Origin of the sequence: Pseudomonas sp. PDM20, assembly GCF_014852575.3 — a bacterium.
GTDB lineage: Bacteria > Pseudomonadota > Gammaproteobacteria > Pseudomonadales > Pseudomonadaceae > Pseudomonas.
The window spans coordinates 3,165,988-3,187,780 of record NZ_CM181224.1 but is presented as its reverse complement, the minus strand read 5'-3'; the positions used below and the strand labels follow the sequence as shown (position 1 = coordinate 3,187,780).

Genomic DNA, 21,793 nt, shown 5'->3' with positions numbered 1-21,793 from the left:
GCTGGCTTTACCTGTAGGAGCGCGCCATGCGCGCGAATCGCGGGCATGGCCCGCTCCTACACAGGGGATCAGAAGGTCATTTCCTTCACATCGTCCGGCACGATGAGGCGGCCGGCGGTCCTCTCGGCGATCTCTTCGACAGTCACTCCCGGCGCGGTCTCGCGCAGGATGAAGGCACCGTTCTCGATTTCCAGGTAGGCCAGGTCGGTCAGTACCTTGCGGATGCAGCCCGCGCCGGTCAGCGGCAGCGAGCAGCGCTCCAGCAGCTTGGACTCGCCGTCCTTGGAGGCGTGGGTCATGGTCACGATGATGTTGTCCGCGCCGGCCACCAGGTCCATGGCGCCGCCCATGCCCTTCACCAGCTTGCCGGGGATCATCCAGGAGGCGATGTTGCCCTGCACGTCCACCTCGAAGGCACCGAGCACGGTGAGGTCGACGTGACCGCCACGGATCATCGCGAAGGATTCGGCAGAGGAGAAAATCGACGCGCCCTTCACGGCGGTCACGGTCTGCTTGCCGGCGTTGATCATGTCGGCGTCGACCGTGTCTTCGGTGGGGAACGCGCCCATGCCGAGCAGGCCGTTCTCCGATTGCAGCATCACTTCCATGCCCTCGGGCACGTAGTTGGCGACCAGGGTGGGGATGCCGATGCCCAGGTTCACGTAGAAGCCGTCCTGCAGCTCGCGCGCCACGCGCTGAGCCATCTGTTCGCGGGTCAATGCCATCTTCTTGTCTCTCTTGTCCGGTGGGCTCAGGAACGAACGGTGCGCTTCTCGATGCGCTTCTCGAAGGTGCCTTGGATGATGCGGTCGACGTAGATGCCGGGGGTGTGTATCTGGGTCGGGTCCAGTTCACCCGGCTCGACGATCTCCTCCACCTCGACGACCGTGATGCGGCCTGCTGTGGCGACTACCGGATTGAAGTTCTGCGCGGTGTGGCGGTAGATGACGTTGCCATAGTGGTCGGCCTTCCAGCCCTTGACGATGGCGAAGTCGCCGGTAATGGCGCGCTCCATCACGTAGTGGCGGCCGTCGAACTCGCGCACTTCCTTGCCGTCGGCGACCGGGGTGCCGTAGCCGGTGGCGGTGAAGAAGGCCGGGATGCCGGCGCCGCCAGCACGAAGTTTTTCCGCCAGGGTGCCCTGCGGGGTCAGTTCGACCTCCAGTTCACCGGACAGCAGCTGCTGCTCGAACAGCGCGTTCTCGCCAACGTAGGACGCGATCATCTTGCGGATCTGGCGGTCCTCCAGCAGCACGCCGAGGCCGAAGCCGTCGATGCCGCAGTTGTTGGAGACCACGGTCAGGCCCTTCACGCCCAGCTTGCGGATGTGCGCGATGAGGTTTTCCGGGATGCCGCAGATGCCGAATCCGCCCGCCAGTACCGTCATGTCGTCGGTGAGCCCGGCGAGGGCTTCCTCGTAACTGCCTACACGCTTGTCGAGTCCTGCCATGTTGCTGCTGCCTCTTGTATTTGGAATGTCCGACTCAGTGGTCAGAGAGCGTCTGCAGCTTCACCGGCGGCGACTGATTTGTTAAGTTTGTTTTTCCAATCAATTAATCCGATTTGCTTATCAATATGACCGTCAAGCAACTGCGCGCCTTCCTCGCCGTCGCCCAGAGCCTGAGCTTCGCCCAGGCCTGTGAGCGCCTGCACCTGTCGCAGCCGGCACTGAGCCTGGCGATCAAGAGCCTGGAAGAGTCCCTGGGCGGCCAGTTGCTGGTGCGCACCACCCGCAGCGTGGCGCTGACGCCGGAGGGCGAAACACTGCTGCCCCTGGCACGCCGCCTGCTGGCGGACTGGGACAACGCCGAGGAAGTGATGCACCAGCACTTCACCCTGCAGCTGGGCAGGGTCTCCATCGCCGCCATGCCCTCCTTTGCCGGCAACCTGCTGCCCGCCGTGCTGCGCACCTTCCGCGACCGCCACCCGAAGGTGAACGTGGCGGTACACGACGTGATCAACGAGCAGGTGCTGGAGATGGTGCGCAACCACCGGGTGGAACTGGGCATCGCCCTGGAGCCGGACAGCCTCGACGGGCTGACCTTCACGCCTTTCTACACCGACCGTTTCGTCGCGGTGCTGCCAGCGGATTCAGCGCTGGCGAACGAATCCCGGATCACCTGGGAGCAGTTGCTGGAAGACCATTTCATTACCCTGCAACGCCCGTCAGCCGTGCGTCTGCTACTGGAAGACCGGTTGCAGGGGCGACTGCCGGTGGCGTTCGAAAGCCATCAGTTGGTGACCGTGGGCCGGATGGTGGCCGAAGGGCTGGGTGTGAGCGCCGTGCCGCGCCTGTGCCGGCAGCAGATGGAGGAGCTGGGCGCGCGTTGCGTGGCGCTCGACGAACCGCGCATCGAGCGCCGGGTGGGGCTGTTCTGCCTGACGGAGCACAAGCTCTCCAGTGCCGCGCAGGCGCTGGGCGATGTGCTGGTGAACGGGACGGATTGGGCGGGGATGGAGCGGGAGTGAGCGAACTCCGCGCGCACCTTGCAGGAGCGCGCCATGCGCGCGATCGCGGGCATGGCCCGCTCCTACAGTTCGACTCCCTGGCTGATCGACTTCAAACCTCCCCCCCCATCCGCAAACTCACCTCCCGCGCCAACTCCAGCAGGGTCCGCGCCGCGTCGCCGTGAGCTTCGGCGGCAAAGCTCGCCTGCGAACCGACCACGGTAATCACCCCGGCCAGTTCCCGGCCGGTCTTGAACAGCGGCACCGACAGCGCATTCACCCCCGGCATCAGCAGGCCGTGGATGGCATGCAGGCCTTCGCTGCGAATGCCTTCCAGCACCGCCAAATCAGCGCCCTCCTCCAGCCCATCCTTGAAGGCCGCGAACACCAGCCCGGTGGACGATCCGTGCAGCGGCAGCACCGAGCCGACCTGGGTCACCAGCGTGACCATGCCCTGGGCCGGCTCCACCTGCACCACGGTGGGCCCGTGGCTGCCCCAGATGGCGAGGAAGCAGGTCTGCCCCAGCACATCGCGCAACTCGGCCAGCACCGGGCTCGCAACCTTCACCACGTCCAGCCGGCGGATCGCCGCCAGCCCGACGTACAACGCCTCGCGTCCCAGGCCGTAATGGTTGGTCAGCGGGTCCTGCTCGGCGAAGCCGCTGGCGATCAACGCCTGCAGGTAGCGATGGACCTTGGCTGCCGGCATGTCCAGGTACTCGCCCAGGTGCTTGAGCGAGGTGCTCGGCGCAAGGTCCGCCAGGGCCTTGAGAATCTGCGTGCCCACCTCGGCGGATTGCACCTTGGCGCCCTTCGTCGGGACGGAGTCTTCTGCGTCGTTCATGGTCTTCAACTTAAAGGAACCCCCAGACGGACTTGACGGCCCGCCGTCACGAAATTACGTTAATCGTAATCCAATTACGATAACAAGAGTGAAACCACCATGACCGCCTCTCCTGCCTACCAATCCGGGTTCGGCAACGAATTCGCCAGCGAGGCCCTGCCGGGCGCCCTGCCCGTGGGCATGAATTCGCCGCAGCAGGTGCCGCTGGGGCTCTACGCCGAGCAGTTCTCCGGCACCGCCTTCACCGTCCCGCGCAGCGAGGCCCGGCGTACCTGGATGTACCGCATCCGGCCGTCCGCCGCGCACCCGCGCTTCGAGCGCTTGGAGCGGCAGATCACCGGCACCGCCCTCGGCCCGGTCACTCCCAACCGCCTGCGCTGGAACAGCTTCGCGACGCCCGAGGAGCCTACCGACTTCGTCGACGGCCTGCTATGCATGGCCGCCAACGCCGAAGCCGAGGCCTGCAGCGGCGTCAGCCTGTACGCCTATCGCGCCAACATCTCGATGCGCCGGGTGTTCTTCAACGCCGATGGCGAGCTGCTGATCGTGCCCCAGGCCGGCCGCCTGCGCCTGCTCACCGAGCTGGGCGTGCTGGAACTGGAGCCGCTGGAGATCGCCGTGATCCCCCGCGGCATGCGTCTGCGCGTCGAGCTGCTGGAAGCCGGGGCCGCCGGCTATGTAGCGGAAAACCACGGCGCCGCGCTGCGCCTGCCCGACCTCGGCCCCATCGGCAGCAATGGCCTGGCCAACGCCCGCGACTTCCTTGCCCCGGTGGCGCACTACGAGGACGTGGAAGGCCCGGTGCAACTGGTGCAGAAGTTCCTCGGCGAACTCTGGGCCACCCAGCTCGACCACTCGCCGCTGGACGTGGTCGCCTGGCACGGCAACAACGTGCCGTACAAGTTTGACCTGCGCCGCTTCAACACCATCGGCTCGATCAGTTACGACCACCCGGACCCGTCCATCTTCACCGTGCTGACCTCGCCCAGCGACACCCACGGCATGGCCAACATGGACTTCGTGATCTTCCCGCCGCGCTGGATGGTGGCCGAAAGCACCTTCCGTCCGCCGTGGTTCCACCGCAACCTGATGAACGAATTCATGGGCCTGATCCAGGGCGTGTACGACGCCAAGGCCGACGGTTTCGTCCCCGGCGGCGCCTCGCTGCACAACTGCATGAGCGCCCACGGCCCGGACAACGCCACCACCGTGCAGGCGATTGCCGCCGACCTCAAACCCCACAAGATCGACAAGACCATGGCCTTCATGTTCGAGACCGGCCGTGTGCTGCGCCCCAGCCGCTTCGCCCTCGACTGCCCGCAGCTGCAGCGTGACTACGACAGCTGCTGGAGCGGCATGCAGAAGACCTTCGACCCTTCCCAGGAGCAGTAACATGAGCGCCGCCCACAACGCACAAAGCTGGATCGAATCGGCCAACGGCCACCCGGACTTCCCCCTGCAGAACCTGCCGCTGGGCGTGTTCAGCCCGCCGGGCGACTCGCCCCGTGGCGGTGTCGCCATTGGCGACTACATCTTCGACCTGAAGACCGCCTGCGAGGCCGGCCTGTTCCATGGCGCCGCACACCAGGCCGCGCTAGTGGCCAGCGGCGACAGCCTGAACGCCTTCTTCGCCGCAGGCCCCACGGCGCGCCGCACCCTGCGCGACGCGCTGATCCACCTGCTCAGCGAAGGCAGCGGCGAACAGAAGCGCATGGAGCACCTGGGCGCCGCGCTGCTCAAGCCGCAGGCTGCGTGCCGCATGCACCTGCCGGCCAAGGTGGGCGACTACACCGACTTCTACGTCGGCATCCATCACGCGCAGAACGTCGGCAAGCTGTTCCGCCCGGACAACCCGCTGCTGCCCAACTACAAGTACGTGCCCATCGGCTACCACGGCCGTGCCTCGACCATCGTGCCGTCAGGCACCGAGGTGCGTCGCCCCAACGGCCAGACCCTGCCCGCCGGCCTCGACGTGCCGGTGTTCGGCCCCTGCGCGCGGATGGACCTGGAACTGGAGCTGGGCATCTGGATCGGCCAGGGCAATGACCAGGGCAAGGCCATCCCGATCAACGCCGCGTCCGGCCACATCGCCGGCTTCTGCCTGCTCAACGACTGGTCCGCGCGTGACGTGCAGGCCTGGGAATACCAGCCGCTGGGGCCGTTCCTGTCGAAAAGCTTCGCCACCACGGTGTCACCCTGGGTGGTCACCGCCGAGGCGCTGGAACCGTTCCGCGTCGCCCAGCCGGCCCGCCCGGAAGGCGACCCGCAGCCGCTGCCGTACCTTTACGACGAAGGCGACCAGCAGCGCGGCGCACTGGATATAGAGCTGGAAGTCCTGCTGCACACTGCGCGCATGCGCCGCGAACACCAGGCCCCGGAGCGCATCGCCCTGAGCAGCACGCTGAACATGTACTGGACCGTCGCGCAGATGGTGGCGCACCACAGCGTCAACGGCTGCCGTCTGCAGGCCGGCGACCTGTTCGGCTCCGGCACCCTCTCCGGGGAAACCCCGGACAGCTTCGGCAGCCTGCTGGAAATGACCTTTGGTGGAAAGCAGCCGGTAATGCTGGCCAACGGTGAGGAACGGCGTTTCCTCGAGGACGGCGACGAGATCATCCTGCGCGCCCGCTGCCGCCGCGAGGGCCATGCCTCCATCGGCTTCGGCGAATGCCGTGGGCGGATCCTGCCGGCCCACTAAGGCCGTCGCTCACTCCGTAGGGCGCATAACGCCCCAGCGTTATCCGCCGTGCAGCTGGCGGATAACCTGTTACAGGTTATGCGCCCTACCCTCCATGTCACTCCGAGTAGGATGGCGTGGAGCGCAGCGATACCCATCAATGCCCTGCGCCATCAGCATGGGTATCGCTGCGTTCCACCCATCCTACCGATCAACACGCCGCTCTCCGCTGCGGCTGGGCGGTTCGCGAGCAAGCTCGCTCCTACAGGTGTTCTCCTACCAAGTTCTGCGCAAAAAAAACGGGCCCGAAGGCCCGCTGCTAAACGAGGGTGTTGCTCTCACTATCAATCAGTGCGCGATGCACACCGACTTGATCTCGGTATAGGCCTCGACCACGGCGCGGCCGAACTCGCGGCCCATGCCCGACTGCTTGACGCCGCCGAAGGGCATGCTCGGGTCGAGCAGCACATGGGCGTTGACCCACACGGTGCCGGACTCGATGCGCGGGACCATGTTCATCGCCTTCGAAAGGTCGTTGGTCCACAGGCTCGCGCCCAGGCCGTATTCGCTGTCGTTGGCCATCGCGATGGCCTGTTCGTCCTCGTCGAACGGCAGGACCGCCAGCACCGGGCCGAACACTTCGTCGCGGGCCACGGCCATCTGCATGGTCACGTCGGCCAGCACGGTGGGCTGCACGTAGAAACCACTTCCACCAACCTGCTCGCCACCACAGACGATGCGCGCGCCCTGCTCGCCGGCACGGGCGATGTGGTCGAGCACGCTGCGCTGCTGCTTGGCGGAAACCAGCGGGTTGATCTGCGCAGTCGGGTCCATGCCCTCGCCCAGGCTCATGCCGGCGACCGCGGCGGCCAGCTTCTCGACGAACTCGTCGTAACGCGAGCGGTGCACGTAGAAACGCGACGCCGCGGCGCAGACCTGGCCGTTGTTCAGCAGGCCGCCCAGCAGCGCGCCTTGCACGGCGTTGTCGATGTTGGCGTCGGCGAGGACGATCATCGGGTTCTTGCCGCCCAGCTCCAGGGCGAAGCGGGTCATGTTCTGCACGGCGGCCAGGCCGACGCTGCGACCCACTGCGGTGGAACCGGTGAAGGAGACCTTGTTGACCAGCTTGTGGCTGGCCAGGCCGCCACCGATGCGCGGGCCGTCGCCGGTCACCAGGTTGAACACGCCAGCCGGCACACCGGCCTCGAAGGCCAGTTCGGCCAGGCGCAGAGCGGTCAGCGGAGTTTCCGAGGCGGGCTTGATCACCACGCTGTTGCCGGTGGCCAGCGCCGGGATCAGCTTCCACACGGCGATCATCAGCGGGAAGTTCCACGGCACGATGCCGGCGACCACGCCCAGCGGCTCGCGGCGGGTGTAGGCGGTGAACTTGGCGCCGGGCGGCAGCGGGATGGAGACGTTCAGCGACTGCCCTTCGATCTTGGTCGCCCAGCCGGCCATGTAGCGCATGAATTCGACGGTGGCGCCGACATCCAGCATGCGCGAGATGTTGATCGACTTGCCCTGGCTGAGGGTTTCCAGCTGGGCCAGTTCCTCGCCATTGGCTTCCACCAGGTCGGCGAAGCGCAGCAGGATGCGCTCGCGGTCGGCCGGGCGCAGGTCGGCCCAGACGCGGGATTTGTAGGCCGCCTGGGCAGATTTCACGGCGCGGTCAAGCAGGTCGGTATCGATGTCGGCGACGCTGGAGATCGCCTCGCCGGTGGCCGGGTTCAGCACGTCGGTGCGGGCGCCCTCGGGCACCACCCAGGCGCCGTCGATGAAGCAGCCATGCTTGCGTGCCAGGAAGGCAGTGACCTGAGGCAGGGTCTGTGTGACGTTCATGGTCTCTCCTGATTGATCAGTGCTGCTGGCTCAGCCAGCAGGTGAGCGCCCGCCGCTCGGCCGCGTCGGCCAGGCCTGCGAAGGGCATGTAGGTTCCGGGCACAGCGGCCTGGGGCTGGCTGACGAAGGCATCGAGGTTGTCGCGCGACCAGGCCGCACCCTTGCCTTTCATCGCCTGGGAATAGCTGAAGCCGGCGAGCGAACCGGCCATGCGGCCGACCACGCCATGCAGGTTGGGACCCATCATGCCGGGGCCGTCGGCCTTGGCGGTGTGGCAGATCGAGCAGTCGCGGGCGAAGACCGTTTCGCCCTGCTGGGCGTCGCTGGCCGGGCATTCACCGGCGAACGCCAGGACCGGTTGCAGCAGCGCGCCGGCCAGCAGCAGGCCGAGGGCGCGGAATCGGAGCTTGTTGCGGGACATCGGGAAATCACCTTCGAGTACAGCTTGCGGCCGGATGGCGCGCGTCATCGAAGGTGATTGTTGCCAGCGGCGTCGGGGAGGGTCTTTTCCTCTGTGCCAGACGTGTTGGCGGGAGTGCCAAGGTGGCGCTCAGGTGACGAGGGTCATGGGGCGAAACCGGCTAGCGTATGAGCCGGCGGCAGGCAGCATGGGTATCGCTGCGCTCCACCCATCCGACAAGGGGCAGTCGGGGGACGGTGGTGCAAGCGGGCGTTTACGTAGGATGGCGTGGAGCGCAGCGATACCCATCAATAGGCAGCACAAGGCCGCCGGGTATCGCCGTCCACCACCCGAGTCAATTCGCGTAACGCTTGCGGTACTCGCCCGGCGACACCCCGAAGCGGCCCTTGAAGGCCGTGGAGAAGTAGCTCGAATCGGAGAAGCCCCACGCGTAACCGAGCGCCGACAGCTTCTGCTCGAACTGGGCGTTGCGCAGAGTCTCGGCACAGAAGTCCAGGCGGCGGTTCTTGATGTACTGCGCCACCACCAGGCCCTTCTTGGCGAACATGCGGTACAGGCCGCGCACCGAGATGCCCACTTCACGGGCGATCAGCTCGGGGCAGAGCTCTTCGGCGCCGATGTGCTGGTCGATGAAGGCCGTGGCCTTGCGGAACATGCGTTCGTGGTTGTCCTGCTCGGCGTCCTGGCTGGCCAGCGCAGGGCGCAGCAGCGTCACCAGGGCGTCCAGGGTCGCCTCGCTTTCCAGCATGCCGAGGCTTTCCTGCTGGCTGGTCTCGACGATCAGGCGGTTGGCGAGCACGGCGATCGGCGAGCTGGCCGGGATCTTCGACGCGCAGGTCACTTCGGACATGCGCAGCCCGCGCTCGATCACCTGGCGCGGCAGGATCAGCGAGAGCTGCCGGGATTCCTCCAGGTAGGTCATGTCGCTGGGCCGGCTGGCGTCGATCAGGCTGATGTCGCCGCGCGACAGTTCCACGCGGTTGTCGCCCTGTTCCAGGCGCGAGCGCCCTTCGAGCTGGAACACCGCGTAATAGTGCCCGCCGGCGCTGGTGCCGACTTCCTTGCTGGTCCGGTACAGGTGCACCTGGGCCATGTCGACCACGGAAAGCTTGATCGCACCGCCCTGGTATTCGCGCAACCGTCCATGGAACTGGGGGCCGAGGGTGCGCGCATCGAAACGACCGCACGCCCGGTTGACCTGTCCCAGCCACGCCTCGAAAGCGTCATCCCTCAATGTCGATGAAGAATTCATGACCTGCAAAGCCTCACACGCATTGTTTGTTGTTATTCAGCGACGGCCTCCAGGGCCTGTCGTCATCGTTCGCGGCCGCCTTCTATAAGGAAGGTCGCACCGCGCTGTCCCCGCCCTGCAACCGCAGCGTTGCAAAGCGAGAGGCATTTTTCACGCCAACTCCTGTCAGTTCAATCCGCCGAAGCGCTTGTAGAAGCTCTCGCCGACGTCCGGTAGCGGGCCGTCGGCGGTCTCCAGGTTGCGGTTCAGCCAGTCCTCGGCCTTGGCGTGGATCAGTCGGTAGATGTTGCGGCACAGCTGCCGCGCCGCGCGCCCTTCCCAATCCCCCGGCAGCAGTTCGTCGGGCAGTTGTGGGTCACGCAGGAGCAGCCGGCGGTATTCGTGGATCAACAGGGTGCGCGCCAGGAAGCAGTCTTCCGGACGCAGCTGGTCCTGCTCGCGCAGCGCTTGCCAGAGCGGGCGGAACAGCTGGATGAATTCGCTGTAGTGCTCACCGAGTTCGTCGATCTTCCAGCTCTCGCGCACCTGCATGCGCATGGCGCGGGACGCCAGCACGTCCTGGGCACGGGTCTCGAAGACGATGCAGTCATCGGCCACGTCGAGGTCCTGCAGGGTCGCCATGACGTCGCTGCGGTCGGCCCGCGGACAGGCCATGACGGTCGGCGAGAGCGCGCCGAAGCCTTGCCATTCCAGCTCCTCGCGGACCTGCTTGCGCTTGTCGGCGGCGATCTGCGAGAGCATCACCAGGGTCCAGGAACCGTCCCAGGCCGGCAGGCTGGAGCTGTAGACGCGCTTGAAGGCCTTCTCGAAGCGCCGCCGGCCGGTGCCGGTCAGGCTGTAGTAGCTGCGCCGGCCGACCTTCTCGGCGGTCAGCCAGTCTTCCTTGGTCAGGCGGAAGATCGAGGTGCGGATCAGCCGCTCGTTGATGCCGAACGGCTCCAGCAGATTGATCAGGCTGCCCAGCCAGACGGTGCCGCCATGGGGTTCGATGGCATCGCCATAGAGGGTGATGATCAGCGAGCTGGCGCGGATCGGCGTCTGCTCCTGGAAGCGATTGATCAGCTGATTCAGCGGTGCTAGAGCGGTCATGGCATGTTGCGCAGTCGAAGGAGCGGCGACTATACCTGCCCGCCGCACCGCCTGGCCATTGGAGCGAACCCCAGTACTCATGCGCCCTTCCCTGCCCCTGCCCCTGTCTCGGCCTTGGGCCGGAAACCGGAATCACCCAGGCGCGGACGCGCTTCTTCTATTTCCGCCAGCGGCTGGCATTCCACCAGGCTTTCGATGCAGCGCCTGGCCAGCGCCTGGTATTCCTCGGTGCCGCGGCGCTTCCAGGCGATCTCTTCGTCGCTCAGGCTGCGCTTGACGCTGGCCGGCGCGCCCATCACCAGGCTTTGCGGCGGGCAATCGAACTTGGCCTTGACGAAGGCGGCGGCTGAAACGATGGAGCGTGAACCGATCTGCGCATAATCCATCACCACGGCATTCATCCCCACCAGGGCATCCTCGCCGATACGGCAGCCGTGCAACACCGCGCCATGACCGATGTGGCCGTTGCGCTCAACGACGGTGTCGCTGTCCGGGAACCCGTGCATGACGCAGGTGTCCTGAAGGTTCGCGCCTTCTTCGAGGACGATCCGTCCGAAGTCGCCGCGCAGCGCCGCCAATGGGCCGACATAACAGCCGGGGCCGACGATGACGTCGCCGATCAGCACGGCGGTGGGATGGACATAAGCGGTCGGATGAACGACCGGGCGCACGCCTTCGAGGCTGTAGCAGGGCATCGGGTTCTCCTGCGGCGCTGCCAGCGTTCGGCATCACCGCACAAAGCGATCTGTTCTTTTGAAAATCTTGTATCACATCAACGCAAGTACCTCCAATCTAAATCTGACGTATCACTTCCCATCGATATCGCAAGGACGGCAAAAATGCCCACAAAACCAGCAATTACGCTGCACTGAAGAGCGTTTTCAGCTTCTTCAACTACCTATCCGGTGGCATCGACAGAAATACTTTAGACACGCGATTCAACTTTTGTAGTTGTTTTTCCGTATCGCTTTAGGCCTATACTGCGGAAAGGCCGGAGACGGGCAACGCCTGCCTCCCATAATTCCAATACAGCCGGCCACGAAGCCGTGCGTGCAGCCTGAGGACGATGTCATGCCTCGCACCCTTGACGTTCAGATGCCTGAAGCGGGCGTTCGCCTGATCACCCTGCAGCGCCCCGAAGCGCTCAATGCCCTGAACACCGAACTGCTCGGCGAACTGGCCGCCGAACTCGACGCCGCCGAGCAGGACAGCGAAACCCGCGCCGTAGTCCTGACCGGCAGCCGCAAGGCCTTCGCCGCCGGCGCCGATATCAAGGAAATGGCCGAGCGCGACCTGGTCGGCATCCTCAATGACCCGCGCGTCGGCTACTGGCAGCGCATCGCCACCTTCTCCAAACCGCTGATCGCCGCCGTCAACGGCTTCGCCCTGGGCGGCGGCTGCGAGCTGGCGATGCACGCCGACATACTCGTGGCCGGCGAAGACGCGCGCTTCGGCCAGCCGGAAATCAACCTCGGCATCATGCCCGGCGCCGGCGGCACCCAACGCCTGCTGCGCGCCGTGGGCAAGCCTCTGGCGATGCAGATGGTGCTCACCGGTGAAGCCATCGACGCCCGCCACGCCCAGCGTGCCGGCCTGGTCAGCGAAGTCACCCAACCCGAATTCACCGTCGAGCGCGCCCTGCAGATCGCCCGCAGCATCGCCGCCAAGGCTCCGCTGGCCGTGCGCCTGGCCAGGGAAGCGCTGCTCAAGGCGCAGGACACTGACCTCGCCAGCGGCCTGCGCTTCGAACGCCACGCCTTCACCCTGCTGGCCGGCACTGCCGACCGCGACGAAGGCATCCGTGCCTTCCAGGAAAAGCGCAAGCCCACCTACCAGGGCTGCTGAATCCCCCCTTTTACCGGCCATAGCCTGCCCATTGCTGGAGCGAGTCCGCCCATGAACTTCGAGCACATCCTGTTTTCCATCGAGGACGGCGTCGCCCTCCTCAGCCTGAACCGCCCGGAGCAACTCAACAGCTTCAACGCCGCCATGCATGGCGAAGTGCGCGAGGCGCTCAAGCAGGTCCGGCAGAACCCGGAAGCCCGCGTCCTGCTGCTGACCGGCGAAGGCCGCGGCTTCTGCGCAGGGCAGGACCTGTCCGACCGCAACGTCGCTCCCGGCGCGGAAGCGCCTGACCTCGGCCAGTCCATCGAACAGTTCTACAACCCGCTGATCCGCACCCTGCGCGACCTGCCGCTGCCAGTCATCTGCGCGGTCAACGGCGTGGCCGCCGGTGCCGGCGCGAACATCCCGCTGGCCTGCGACCTGGTGCTGGCGGCGCGCTCGGCCAGCTTCATCCAGGCCTTCTGCAAGATCGGTCTGATTCCCGATTCCGGCGGCACCTGGACGTTGCCGCGCCTGGTCGGCATGGCCCGCGCCAAGGCGCTCGCGCTGCTGGGCAATCGCCTCTCCGCCGAGCAGGCCGAGCAATGGGGCCTGATCTACCAGGTGGTGGATGACGCCAGCCTGCGCGAGGAGGCCCTCAAGCTCGCCCGCCACCTGGCGACCCAGCCGACCTACGGCCTGGCGCTGATCAAGCGCAGCCTCAACGCCAGCCTGAACAACAGTTTCGACGAGCAACTGGAACTGGAGCGCGACCTGCAGCGCCTGGCCGGCCGCAGCGAAGACTACCGCGAGGGCGTTTCCGCCTTCATGGAAAAACGCACCCCCAGCTTCAAGGGTCGCTGATCGATGAGCGCACTTTCGAAAGACGCAAAAGTCGCAGTGATCGGTGCCGGCGCCATGGGCGCGGGCATCGCCCAGGTCGCCGCGCAGGCCGGGCACCCGGTGAAGCTCTACGACAACCGCCCAGGCGCCGCCGCCCAGGCCATCGACGGCATCGACCGCCAGCTCGGCCGCCTGGTGGAGAAAGGCAAAGTGACCGCCGAGGAACGCGCCGCCATCGTCGCCCGCCTGCAACCGGCGGAAGCCATCGAGGCGCTGGCCGACTCGAAGCTGGTGATCGAGGCCATCGTCGAGAACCTGGAGGTCAAGCGCGGCCTGTTCCAGCAGCTCGAAGCGCTGTGCGCCGAAGACTGCATCCTCGCCAGCAACACCTCGTCGCTGTCCATCACCAGCCTTGCCGCCGGCCTCAAGCGCCCGCAGCAGGTCGTCGGCATGCACTTCTTCAACCCGGCGCCGCTGATGGCGCTGGTGGAAGTCGTCTCCGGCCTCGCCACCGACCCGACGCTGGCCGACAGCCTGTATGCCACCTCGCTGGCCTGGGGCAAGAAGCCGGTCCACACCAAATCCACACCGGGCTTCATCGTCAATCGCGTGGCGCGCCCCTTCTATGCCGAAAGCCTGCGCCTGCTGCAGGAGGGCGCCGCCGACTGCGCCACGCTGGATGCGCTGATGCGTGACGCCGGCGGCTTCCGCATGGGCGCCTTCGAGCTGACCGACCTGATCGGCCATGACGTCAACTACGCCGTCACCTGCTCGGTGTTCGCTGCCTACTACGGCGACTTCCGCTTCCAGCCCTCGCTGATCCAGAAGGAACTGGTGGACGCCGGCCGCCTCGGCCGCAAGAGCGGCCGGGGCTTCTACGACTACGCCGAAGGCGCCGAGCGCCCGCAGCCGACGAGCCTGAGCAGCTGCGCCAGCGTCACCGCTTGTGCACTGGAAGGTGATCTGGGCGTCGCCCAACCGCTGGTGCAGCGCCTGAAAGACGCCGGTATCGAGATCACCCAACGCGCCGGTAGCGGCCTGCTTCGGGTCGGTGACGCGGTAATAGCCCTGTCCGACGGCCGCCTCGCCAGCCAGCGCGCCAGGGAAGACGGCCTGCGCAACCTGGTACTGATCGACCTCGCCCTGGACTACAGCAAGGCTTCGCGCCTGGGCCTTTCCGCCTCGACGGACACCACGCCCGCAGCGCTGGATCAGGTCGTCGCCCTGCTCGCCAAGGCCGGCATCGCCGCCAGCCGCCTGAGCGACACGCCCGGCCTCGCCGTGCTGCGCACCGTCGCCATGCTCGCCAACGAAGGCGCCGACGCGGTGCTGCAAGGCGTGGGCAGCGCTGGCGACATCGATCTCGCCATGCGTGCCGGGGTGAACTACCCGCAGGGCCCGCTGGCCTGGGCCGGGCAGATCGGCATTGGCAACGTGCTGCGCGTGCTGAACAACCTGCAGGCCGCCTACGGCGAGGACCGCTATCGCCCGTCCCTGCTGCTACGCCGCCTGCATGCCGAAGGAAGGAATTTCCATGACTGACGCCACCCAACTGGCCCGCGACTGCGCCGAGGCCATGTACGAGCGCGACCAGGCCACCCGCCGCATGGGCATCCAGCTGCTGGATGCCGGCCCGGGCAGCGCGAAGCTGTCGATGCGGGTGCGCGAGGACATGATCCAGGGCCATGGCACCTGCCACGGCGGCTACCTGTTCGCCCTCGCCGACTCGGCCTTCGCCTTCGCCTGCAACAGCTACAACGACGCCACCGTCGCCATCGGCTGCAGCATCGATTACGTGGCGCCGGCCCGCGAAGGCGACGAGCTGATCGCCAGCGCCTTCGAGCAGAGCCGCAGCGGCCGCACCGGCAACTACGACGTGCGCATCGAGAATTCCCAGGGCCAGCTGATCGCCCTGTTCCACGGCAAATCCTACAAAGTGCGCGGCACTGTGCTGGCGCAGGAGACCTCCGAATGAGCGATATGACCGACGCCCTGATCATCGACGCCGTGCGCACGCCCATCGGCCGCTACGCCGGCGCCCTGTCCGGCGTGCGCGCCGACGACCTCGCGGCGATCCCGATGAAGGCCCTGATGCAGCGCCACCCGGAGCTGGACTGGAGCGCCATCGACGACGTGATCTTCGGCTGCGCCAACCAGGCCGGCGAAGACAACCGCAACGTCGCCCACATGGCCTCGCTGCTGGCCGGCCTGCCGATGAGCGTGCCCGGCACCACACTGAACCGCCTGTGCGGCTCGGGCCTGGATGCCGTCGGCAGTGCCGCGCGCGCCCTGCGCTGCAACGAAGCCGGCCTGATGCTGGCCGGCGGCGTGGAATCCATGTCCCGCGCGCCGTTCGTGATGGGCAAGTCCGAGCAGGCCTTCGGCCGCAGCGCGGAAATCTTCGACACCACCATCGGCTGGCGCTTCGTCAACAAATTGATGAAGCAGCAATTCGGCATCGACTCCATGCCGGAAACGGCAGAGAACGTCGCCGAGCAGTTCAACATCAGCCGCGCCGACCAGGATGCCTTCGCCCTGCGCAGCCAGCACAAGGCCGCCGCCGCCCAGGTCAACGGTCGCCTGGCGAAGGAAATCGTCCCGGTGGAAATCCCCCAGCGCAAGGGGCCGGCCAAGATCGTCGAGCAGGATGAACACCCGCGTGGCGACACCACCCTGGAGCAACTGGCCAAGCTCGGCACGCCGTTCCGCGAAGGCGGTAGCATCACTGCAGGCAACGCCTCGGGCGTCAACGACGGCGCCTGCGCCCTGCTGATGGCAACCCCGGCCGCCGCCGCACGGCACGGCCTGAAGGCCCGCGCCCGCGTGGTGGCCATGGCCACCGCCGGCGTCGAGCCGCGGATCATGGGTATCGGCCCCGTACCGGCGACCCGCAAGGTGCTGGAGCTGGCCGGGCTGTCGCTGAACGACATGGACGTGATCGAGCTGAACGAAGCCTTCGCCGCCCAGGGCCTCGCCGTGCTGCGCGAGCTGGGCCTGGCGGACGACGACGCACGGGTGAACCCCAACGGCGGCGCCATCGCCCTCGGACATCCGCTGGGCATGAGCGGCGCGCGCCTGGTCACCACCGCCCTGCATGAGCTGGAGGAACGTGGTGGCCGCTACGCGCTGTGCACCATGTGCATCGGCGTCGGCCAGGGCATCGCCCTGATCATCGAACGAATCTGATCCATCGGCAGGATCGAACCCCGCACCGTCAGTCGCCTCCGTGCAGCGACTGGCAGGCAGAGCAAAGCCTCTGGCAGGGGTTCGAATCCTTCCGCGAACGGGGGCGCTATGCTGCTCCCATGACACTCGCAGCCCCCACCGGGGCTGGCGTACAAGAACAAATCGAGTGAACCCATGAACATGTACCATGATGCCGAACGTGCCCTGCTTGATCCGATGGAAACCGCCAGTGTCGACGAGCTGCGCGAGCACCAGCTGGAGCGCCTGCGCTGGAGCCTCAAGCATGCCCACGACAACGTCCCGCTGTACCAGAAGCGCTTCGCCGAAGCCGGTGTACACCCGGACGATCTGACCTCCCTCGACGATCTCGCCAGGTTCCCCTTCACCGGCAAGAACGACCTGCGCGACAACTACCCCTACGGCATGTTCGCCGTGCCGCAGAACGAGATCGTGCGCCTGCACGCCTCCAGCGGCACCACCGGCAAACCCACCGTGGTCGGCTATACGCAGAACGACATCGACACCTGGGCCAACGTGGTCGCCCGCTCCATCCGCGCTGCCGGCGGCCGCAAGGGGGACAAGGTGCATGTGTCCTACGGCTACGGCCTGTTCACCGGCGGCCTGGGCGCGCACTACGGCGCCGAGCGCCTGGGTTGCACCGTGATCCCGATGTCCGGCGGCCAGACCGAAAAGCAGGTCCAACTGATCCGCGACTTCCAGCCGGACATCATCATGGTCACCCCGTCCTACATGCTCAATATCGCCGACGAGATCGAGCGCCAGGGCGTCGACCCGCACAGCCTCAAGCTGCGCCTGGGCATCTTCGGTGCCGAACCCTGGACCGCCGAACTGCGCCGCGCCGTCGAGGAACGCATGGGCATCACCGCCCTGGACATCTACGGCCTCTCGGAAATCATGGGCCCGGGCGTGGCCATGGAGTGCGCCGAGACCAAGGACGGCCCGACCGTCTGGGAAGACCACTTCTACCCCGAGATCATCGACCCGGCGACCGGTGCCGTGCTGCCCGACGGCGAATACGGCGAGCTGGTGTTCACCTCGCTGTCCAAGGAAGCGCTGCCGATGATCCGCTATCGCACCCGCGACCTGACCCGCCTGCTGCCGGGCACCGCGCGGCCGATGCGGCGGATCGACAAGATCACCGGGCGCAGCGACGACATGCTGATCATCCGCGGCGTCAACGTCTTCCCGACCCAGGTCGAGGAACAGGTCCTGAAGATCAAGCAGCTCGCCGAGTGCTACGAGATCCACCTGCACCGCAACGGCAACCTCGACTGCATCGACATCCACGTCGAGCTGCGCCACGACCTGCAAGGCCTCTCGGCGGACGAGCAGAAAGCCATCGGCAGCGAGCTGGGCAAGCAGATCAAGACCCACATCGGCGTCAGCGCCCGCGTACTGGTGCAGCCTTCGCATAGCCTCAAGCGCTCGGAAGGCAAGGCCTGCCACGTGTATGACAATCGGCCCAAGGGCTGAGTCTTCGCGTGAACGAAAGCCCCGCCTCGGCGGGGCTTTTTCTTTTGCGCTCCTCGCAGGAGCGAAGGGACGCTCACTAGCGCGCCTGGCGCCGGCCTTGCCGGCGGATCGCGGGCATGGCCCGCTCCTACAGGTAAAGCGCGGGGCCGGCCTGTAGGAGCTGGCCATGCCTGCGACAGCCTGAGCGCTGGAGTATTCGGGTTGACGCCCGCTCGCGGGCAAGCTCGCCCCTTGCCCCTTCACGCCCAGCCGACCGCCCGTCGCCCCATCCCCCATCCCTGTCGATCCTCCACGCCGCCCTTCGACTATTCCTCAAAAGCAGGCGGCATCCGGCCGTCTGCACACCCGCAGGAGATGAACGATGAACTATGTCGATGGCTTCCTCGTACCGGTGCCCACCGCCAAGCGCGAGCGCTATATAGAGGTGGCGCGCAAGGCGGCGGCGATGTTCCGGGAGTACGGCGCGCTTGGCGTCGTGGAGTGCTGGGGCAACGACGTGCCCGAGGGCAAGGTGACCTCCTTCCCCATGGCGGTGAAGCTCAAGGAGGACGAAACCGTGGTGTTCTCCTGGATCACCTGGCCGAGCAAGGAGGTGCGCGATGCAGGCATGAAGCAGTTCATGGAAGACCCGCGCATGAAGACCGAATTCAGCGACATGCCCTTCGACGGGCAACGCATGATCTTCGGCGGCTTCGACGTCATCGTCCAGGCCTGACCCGCCGCGCCCCGCTCCTGCAGACGCCCCCTGTAGGAGCGGGCCACGCCCGCGATCCGCCGGCAAGGCCGGCGCCAGACCGTAACGCAGCCCCTAATTCCCACCCTAACACCGCACTTATTCACGCATTAAACAAAATTTACGTATCATTTCGTCGCCTTAAAACCCCATCACCGGCGTATCCTCGCACCGCGATGGAACACCGCAATCTCCCGAATCTTACCCGCACAATCATCACATTTATCAGATTTAACCCTGGTAGATGCGTCTTTTCACGCCTGCAGAAACCCCTCAGAACCGGCCAAAGCGATACTCAAACCAATTACGACACATCATTTAGTGTTAGACATTCATTTCTGTATCATTTAAAAATACAGCCATGGCCAAGGCCACCCTACGAACAAGACAAAAGGCTGGAGACACAGCATGTACGCACAACTGGTTGAGACCGGCGTGAAGCGCATCAAGGCGCTGGAGGAGATGTCCCCCGAGGAACGCGCCTTCCAGGAAAAGATCGATGCCGAGGTGAAGATCGAGGCAAAGAACTGGATGCCCGACGCCTACCGCCAGACGCTGATCCGGCAGATTTCCCAGCACGCCCACTCCGAGATCGTCGGCATGCTGCCCGAGGGCAACTGGGTGACCCGCGCGCCAACCTTGAAGCGCAAGCTGCAGCTGATGGCGAAGATCCAGGACGAAGCCGGCCACGGCCTCTACCTCTACAGCGCCATGGAAACCCTGGGCGCCGACCGTGATACCGAGATCGCCAAGCTGCACAGCGGCAAGGCGAAGTACTCCAGCATTTTCAATTACCCGACACTGAACTGGGCCGACATGGGCGCAGTGGGCTGGCTGGTGGACGGCGCCGCCATCGTCAACCAGGTGGTGCTACAGCGCACCTCCTACGGCCCCTACTCCCGCGCCATGATCCGCATCTGCAAGGAAGAGAGCTTCCACCAGCGCCAGGGCTACGAAATCCTCCTGACCATGATGCGCCACGGCAACCAGGCGCAGAAGGACATGGTCCAGGACGCCATAAACCGCCTCTGGTGGCCGGCCCTGATGATGTTCGGCCCGAGCGACGCCGACTCCCCCAACAGCGCCCAGTCCATGGCCTGGAAGATCAAGCGGCAGAGCAACGACGAGCTGCGCCAGCGCTTCGTCGACCAGACCGTGCCGCAGCTGGAACTGCTCGGCTGCACCGCCCCGGACCCGGACCTGAAATGGAACGAGGAACGCGGCCACTACGACTTCGGCGACATCCAGTGGGAAGAATTCTACGAAGTGCTCAAGGGCAACGGCCCGTGCAACACCGAGCGCGTCGCCACCCGCCGCAAGGCCATCGAAGACGGCGCCTGGGTCCGCGAAGCCGCGGTCGCCTACGCCCGCAAACAACAACAGAAGAAAGACGCAGCCTAATTCCGCCTCTGAGCTAGCGAGCTAGAGCAGAACTAGGCGGAAACAGGCGCGGGCGCGGAGTTTACGTTTGTAAATGAGCAAGCCCGGGACTGTTTCCAACGACGTTATGCCGACGCGCAGCAGCTCATGCCTGATGAGCAGGAGAACGCCATGAGTGAGTGGACCCTTTTTGAAGTTTTTGTACGCAGCAAGCACGGCCTGAACCACAAGCACGTTGGCAGCGTCCACGCCGCCGACGCCGCCATGGCCATCGAGAACGCCCGCGAGCTCTACACCCGCCGCAACGAAGGCGTCAGCCTGTGGGTCGTGCCCTCCGCGCTGATCACTGCCTCCTCCCCCGACGAGAAGGACCCACTGTTCGACCCGTCGCAGGACAAGGTGTACCGCCACGCCAGCTTCTACGAGCTGCCGCCCGAAGTCGGCCACATGTGAGACGCGTGCGATGAATCCGAATTCCGACAAGATCGAATACCTGCTGCGCCTCGCCGACAGCGCCCTGATCCAGGGCCAGCGCCTGTGCGAATGGTGCGGCCACGCCCCGGCGCTGGAAGAAGAACTGGCGCTGATGAACGTCGGCCTCGACCTCGTGGGCCAGGCGCGCAACTGGTACGAGTACGCCGTGGAGCTACTGGACGACGGCCGCGACGCCGACGCCCTGGCCTTCCGCCGCGACGAGCGCGCCTTCCGCAACCTGCTGCTGGTGGAGCAGCCCAACGGCGACTTCGCCGTGACCATCACCAAGCAGTTCCTCTATGACGCCTGGCACTTCCACGTGCTGCACGCCCTGAGCGCCTCCAGCGACGAGCGCATCGCCGCCATCGCCGCCAAGGGTCTGAAGGAAGTCACCTACCACCTGCGCCGCTCCGGCGAGTGGATGCAGCGTCTGGGCGACGGCACCGAGCAGAGCCATACGCGCATGCTCGCGGCGATCCCGCAGGTGTGGCGCTTCACCGTCGAACTCTGCAATGCCGACGAAATCGAGCAGCGCCTGTTCGCCGAAGGCGTAGCGCCGAACCCGGAAGAACTCGCCGCCGCCTGGAAAGCCAAGGTCGCCGACATCTTCGCCGCCGCGACCCTGCCGCTACCCCAGCCGGCGGTGAACTTCTACCTCAGCGGTCGTCGCGGTGTGCACACCGAGCACCTGGGCATCCTCCTGGCCGAGATGCAGTTCCTCCAGCGGGCCTACCCCGATGCGACCTGGTGAGCTGATTACCAGCGACCGCGGCGCGCGCGCAGGCTCCGCTGACGACCTCAGCCATGCCTGGAACGTGCTCGGCGCGGTGATGGACCCGGAAGTGCCGGTGGTCAGCGTGGTCGAGCTGGGCATCGTGCGCGGGCTCGACTGGCAGGACGGGCATCTGCACGTAGTGGTCACCCCGACCTACTCCGGCTGCCCGGCCACCGAGGTGATCGAGCAGGACATACAGCACGCCCTGGAACACGCCGGCTTCGCCGCGCCTCAACTGGAGCGCCGGCTGAACCCGGCCTGGACCACCGACTGGATCAGCGACAGCGGCCGCGAAGCGCTGCGCGCCTACGGCATCGCCCCGCCGGCCGGCAGCACCAGCAAGCGCAGCCTGCTCGGCGAAAGCCCGGAAGTCTGCTGCCCGCAGTGCGGTAGCGCGCACACCGAGCTGCTCAGCGAGTTCGGCTCGACCGCCTGCAAGGCGCTGTACCGCTGCGTCGACTGCCGCGAGCCATTCGATTACTTCAAGTGCATCTGAGCGGCGGCGCCGCCGGAG

Annotated in this window: 22 protein-coding genes; 14 read left to right on the top strand and 8 right to left on the bottom strand. The window is 66.2% G+C overall.

Features of this window, described 5'->3' with window-relative positions; genetic code table 11:
* Window positions 1–68: 68 nt before the first annotated feature.
* Window positions 69–725 (bottom strand): CoA transferase subunit B, encoded by a 657-nt coding sequence (locus tag IB261_RS14545; RefSeq protein WP_192382387.1) that lies wholly within the window; start codon window positions 723–725, stop codon window positions 69–71.
* Between the two features lie 26 nt (window positions 726–751).
* Window positions 752–1,450, bottom strand: a complete 699-nt coding sequence (locus IB261_RS14540) for a CoA transferase subunit A (protein WP_081519809.1) — start codon at window positions 1,448–1,450, stop codon at window positions 752–754.
* A gap of 125 nt (window positions 1,451–1,575) precedes the next feature.
* On the opposite strand from IB261_RS14540, the gene IB261_RS14535 reads away from it, so the two are divergent.
* Entirely contained in the window at window positions 1,576–2,469 is an 894-nt protein-coding gene (locus IB261_RS14535) for a LysR family transcriptional regulator (RefSeq protein WP_081519808.1), read from the top strand.
* Window positions 2,470–2,560: 91 nt separating this feature from the next.
* On the opposite strand, the gene IB261_RS14530 is transcribed toward IB261_RS14535, so the two are convergent.
* A complete protein-coding gene (locus IB261_RS14530) occupies window positions 2,561–3,292 on the bottom strand; it encodes an IclR family transcriptional regulator (protein WP_192382385.1) in 732 nt (243 codons plus the stop codon).
* 99 nt (window positions 3,293–3,391) lie between these two features.
* On the opposite strand from IB261_RS14530, the gene hmgA reads away from it, so the two are divergent.
* Both hmgA and fahA read left to right on the top strand, forming a co-directional pair.
* Window positions 3,392–4,684 carry a homogentisate 1,2-dioxygenase gene (gene hmgA / locus IB261_RS14525; RefSeq protein ID WP_192382382.1) on the top strand — a complete coding sequence of 431 codons (1,293 nt, stop codon included), beginning with the start codon at window positions 3,392–3,394 and terminating at the stop codon, window positions 4,682–4,684.
* 1 nt (window position 4,685) lies between these two features.
* Window positions 4,686–5,990: a fumarylacetoacetase gene (gene fahA / locus IB261_RS14520; RefSeq protein WP_151187022.1), complete on the top strand. Its 1,305-nt coding sequence runs from the start codon at window positions 4,686–4,688 to the stop codon at window positions 5,988–5,990.
* Between the two features lie 327 nt (window positions 5,991–6,317).
* Here fahA and IB261_RS14515 read toward each other — a convergent pair whose 3' ends face one another.
* From IB261_RS14515 to paaY, 5 genes are all read right to left on the bottom strand, one after another.
* Window positions 6,318–7,808, bottom strand: a complete 1,491-nt coding sequence (locus tag IB261_RS14515) for an aldehyde dehydrogenase family protein (protein WP_192296143.1) — start codon at window positions 7,806–7,808, stop codon at window positions 6,318–6,320.
* Between the two features lie 16 nt (window positions 7,809–7,824).
* A complete protein-coding gene (locus tag IB261_RS14510) occupies window positions 7,825–8,229 on the bottom strand; it encodes a c-type cytochrome (RefSeq protein ID WP_192382380.1) in 405 nt (134 codons plus the stop codon).
* 334 nt (window positions 8,230–8,563) lie between these two features.
* Window positions 8,564–9,481, bottom strand: a complete 918-nt coding sequence (gene feaR, locus IB261_RS14505) for a transcriptional regulator FeaR (RefSeq protein WP_081519802.1) — start codon at window positions 9,479–9,481, stop codon at window positions 8,564–8,566.
* A 165-nt stretch (window positions 9,482–9,646) separates the two neighbouring features.
* Window positions 9,647–10,570, bottom strand: a complete 924-nt coding sequence (gene paaX, locus IB261_RS14500; protein ID WP_192210683.1) for a phenylacetic acid degradation operon negative regulatory protein PaaX — start codon at window positions 10,568–10,570, stop codon at window positions 9,647–9,649.
* Between the two features lie 77 nt (window positions 10,571–10,647).
* Complete coding sequence (gene paaY, locus IB261_RS14495) at window positions 10,648–11,265, bottom strand: phenylacetic acid degradation protein PaaY (protein ID WP_192382378.1); 618 nt, start codon at window positions 11,263–11,265, stop codon at window positions 10,648–10,650.
* 376 nt (window positions 11,266–11,641) lie between these two features.
* Between paaY and paaF the strand changes: the two genes are divergently transcribed.
* The 11 genes from paaF to paaD all read left to right on the top strand — a co-directional run bounded on the left by paaF (window position 11,642) and on the right by paaD (window position 21,775).
* Window positions 11,642–12,415, top strand: a complete 774-nt coding sequence (gene paaF / locus IB261_RS14490) for a 2,3-dehydroadipyl-CoA hydratase PaaF (protein WP_192382376.1) — start codon at window positions 11,642–11,644, stop codon at window positions 12,413–12,415.
* Between the two features lie 51 nt (window positions 12,416–12,466).
* Window positions 12,467–13,258, top strand: a complete 792-nt coding sequence (gene paaG, locus IB261_RS14485) for a 2-(1,2-epoxy-1,2-dihydrophenyl)acetyl-CoA isomerase PaaG (protein WP_192210686.1) — start codon at window positions 12,467–12,469, stop codon at window positions 13,256–13,258.
* Window positions 13,259–13,261: 3 nt separating this feature from the next.
* Entirely contained in the window at window positions 13,262–14,779 is a 1,518-nt protein-coding gene (gene paaH / locus IB261_RS14480; protein WP_192382375.1) for a 3-hydroxyacyl-CoA dehydrogenase PaaH, read from the top strand.
* Window positions 14,772–15,212 (top strand): hydroxyphenylacetyl-CoA thioesterase PaaI, encoded by a 441-nt coding sequence (gene paaI, locus IB261_RS14475; protein WP_225606059.1) that lies wholly within the window; start codon window positions 14,772–14,774, stop codon window positions 15,210–15,212. The genes paaH and paaI overlap by 8 nt, the downstream gene beginning before the upstream one ends.
* 5 nt (window positions 15,213–15,217) lie before the next feature.
* The gene (pcaF, locus tag IB261_RS14470) at window positions 15,218–16,423 is read left to right on the top strand and encodes a 3-oxoadipyl-CoA thiolase (RefSeq protein ID WP_192382796.1); all 1,206 of its coding nucleotides are present in this window, start codon (window positions 15,218–15,220) and stop codon (window positions 16,421–16,423) included.
* A 174-nt stretch (window positions 16,424–16,597) separates the two neighbouring features.
* On the top strand, window positions 16,598–17,917 hold the full coding sequence (gene paaK, locus IB261_RS14465) for a phenylacetate--CoA ligase PaaK (RefSeq protein ID WP_192382373.1): 1,320 nt from the start codon (window positions 16,598–16,600) through the stop codon (window positions 17,915–17,917).
* A 361-nt stretch (window positions 17,918–18,278) separates the two neighbouring features.
* On the top strand, window positions 18,279–18,632 hold the full coding sequence (locus IB261_RS14460) for a DUF1428 domain-containing protein (protein WP_081519794.1): 354 nt from the start codon (window positions 18,279–18,281) through the stop codon (window positions 18,630–18,632).
* Between the two features lie 426 nt (window positions 18,633–19,058).
* On the top strand, window positions 19,059–20,051 hold the full coding sequence (gene paaA / locus IB261_RS14455) for a 1,2-phenylacetyl-CoA epoxidase subunit PaaA (protein ID WP_081519793.1): 993 nt from the start codon (window positions 19,059–19,061) through the stop codon (window positions 20,049–20,051).
* A gap of 150 nt (window positions 20,052–20,201) precedes the next feature.
* Window positions 20,202–20,483, top strand: coding sequence for a 1,2-phenylacetyl-CoA epoxidase subunit PaaB (gene paaB, locus IB261_RS14450; RefSeq protein WP_017520939.1), 282 nt, complete (start codon window positions 20,202–20,204; stop codon window positions 20,481–20,483).
* Window positions 20,484–20,493: 10 nt separating this feature from the next.
* A complete protein-coding gene (paaC, locus tag IB261_RS14445) occupies window positions 20,494–21,255 on the top strand; it encodes a 1,2-phenylacetyl-CoA epoxidase subunit PaaC (RefSeq protein WP_192382371.1) in 762 nt (253 codons plus the stop codon).
* Window positions 21,242–21,775, top strand: coding sequence for a 1,2-phenylacetyl-CoA epoxidase subunit PaaD (gene paaD / locus IB261_RS14440; protein ID WP_081519791.1), 534 nt, complete (start codon window positions 21,242–21,244; stop codon window positions 21,773–21,775). The genes paaC and paaD overlap by 14 nt, the downstream gene beginning before the upstream one ends.
* Window positions 21,776–21,793 lie beyond the last annotated feature (18 nt).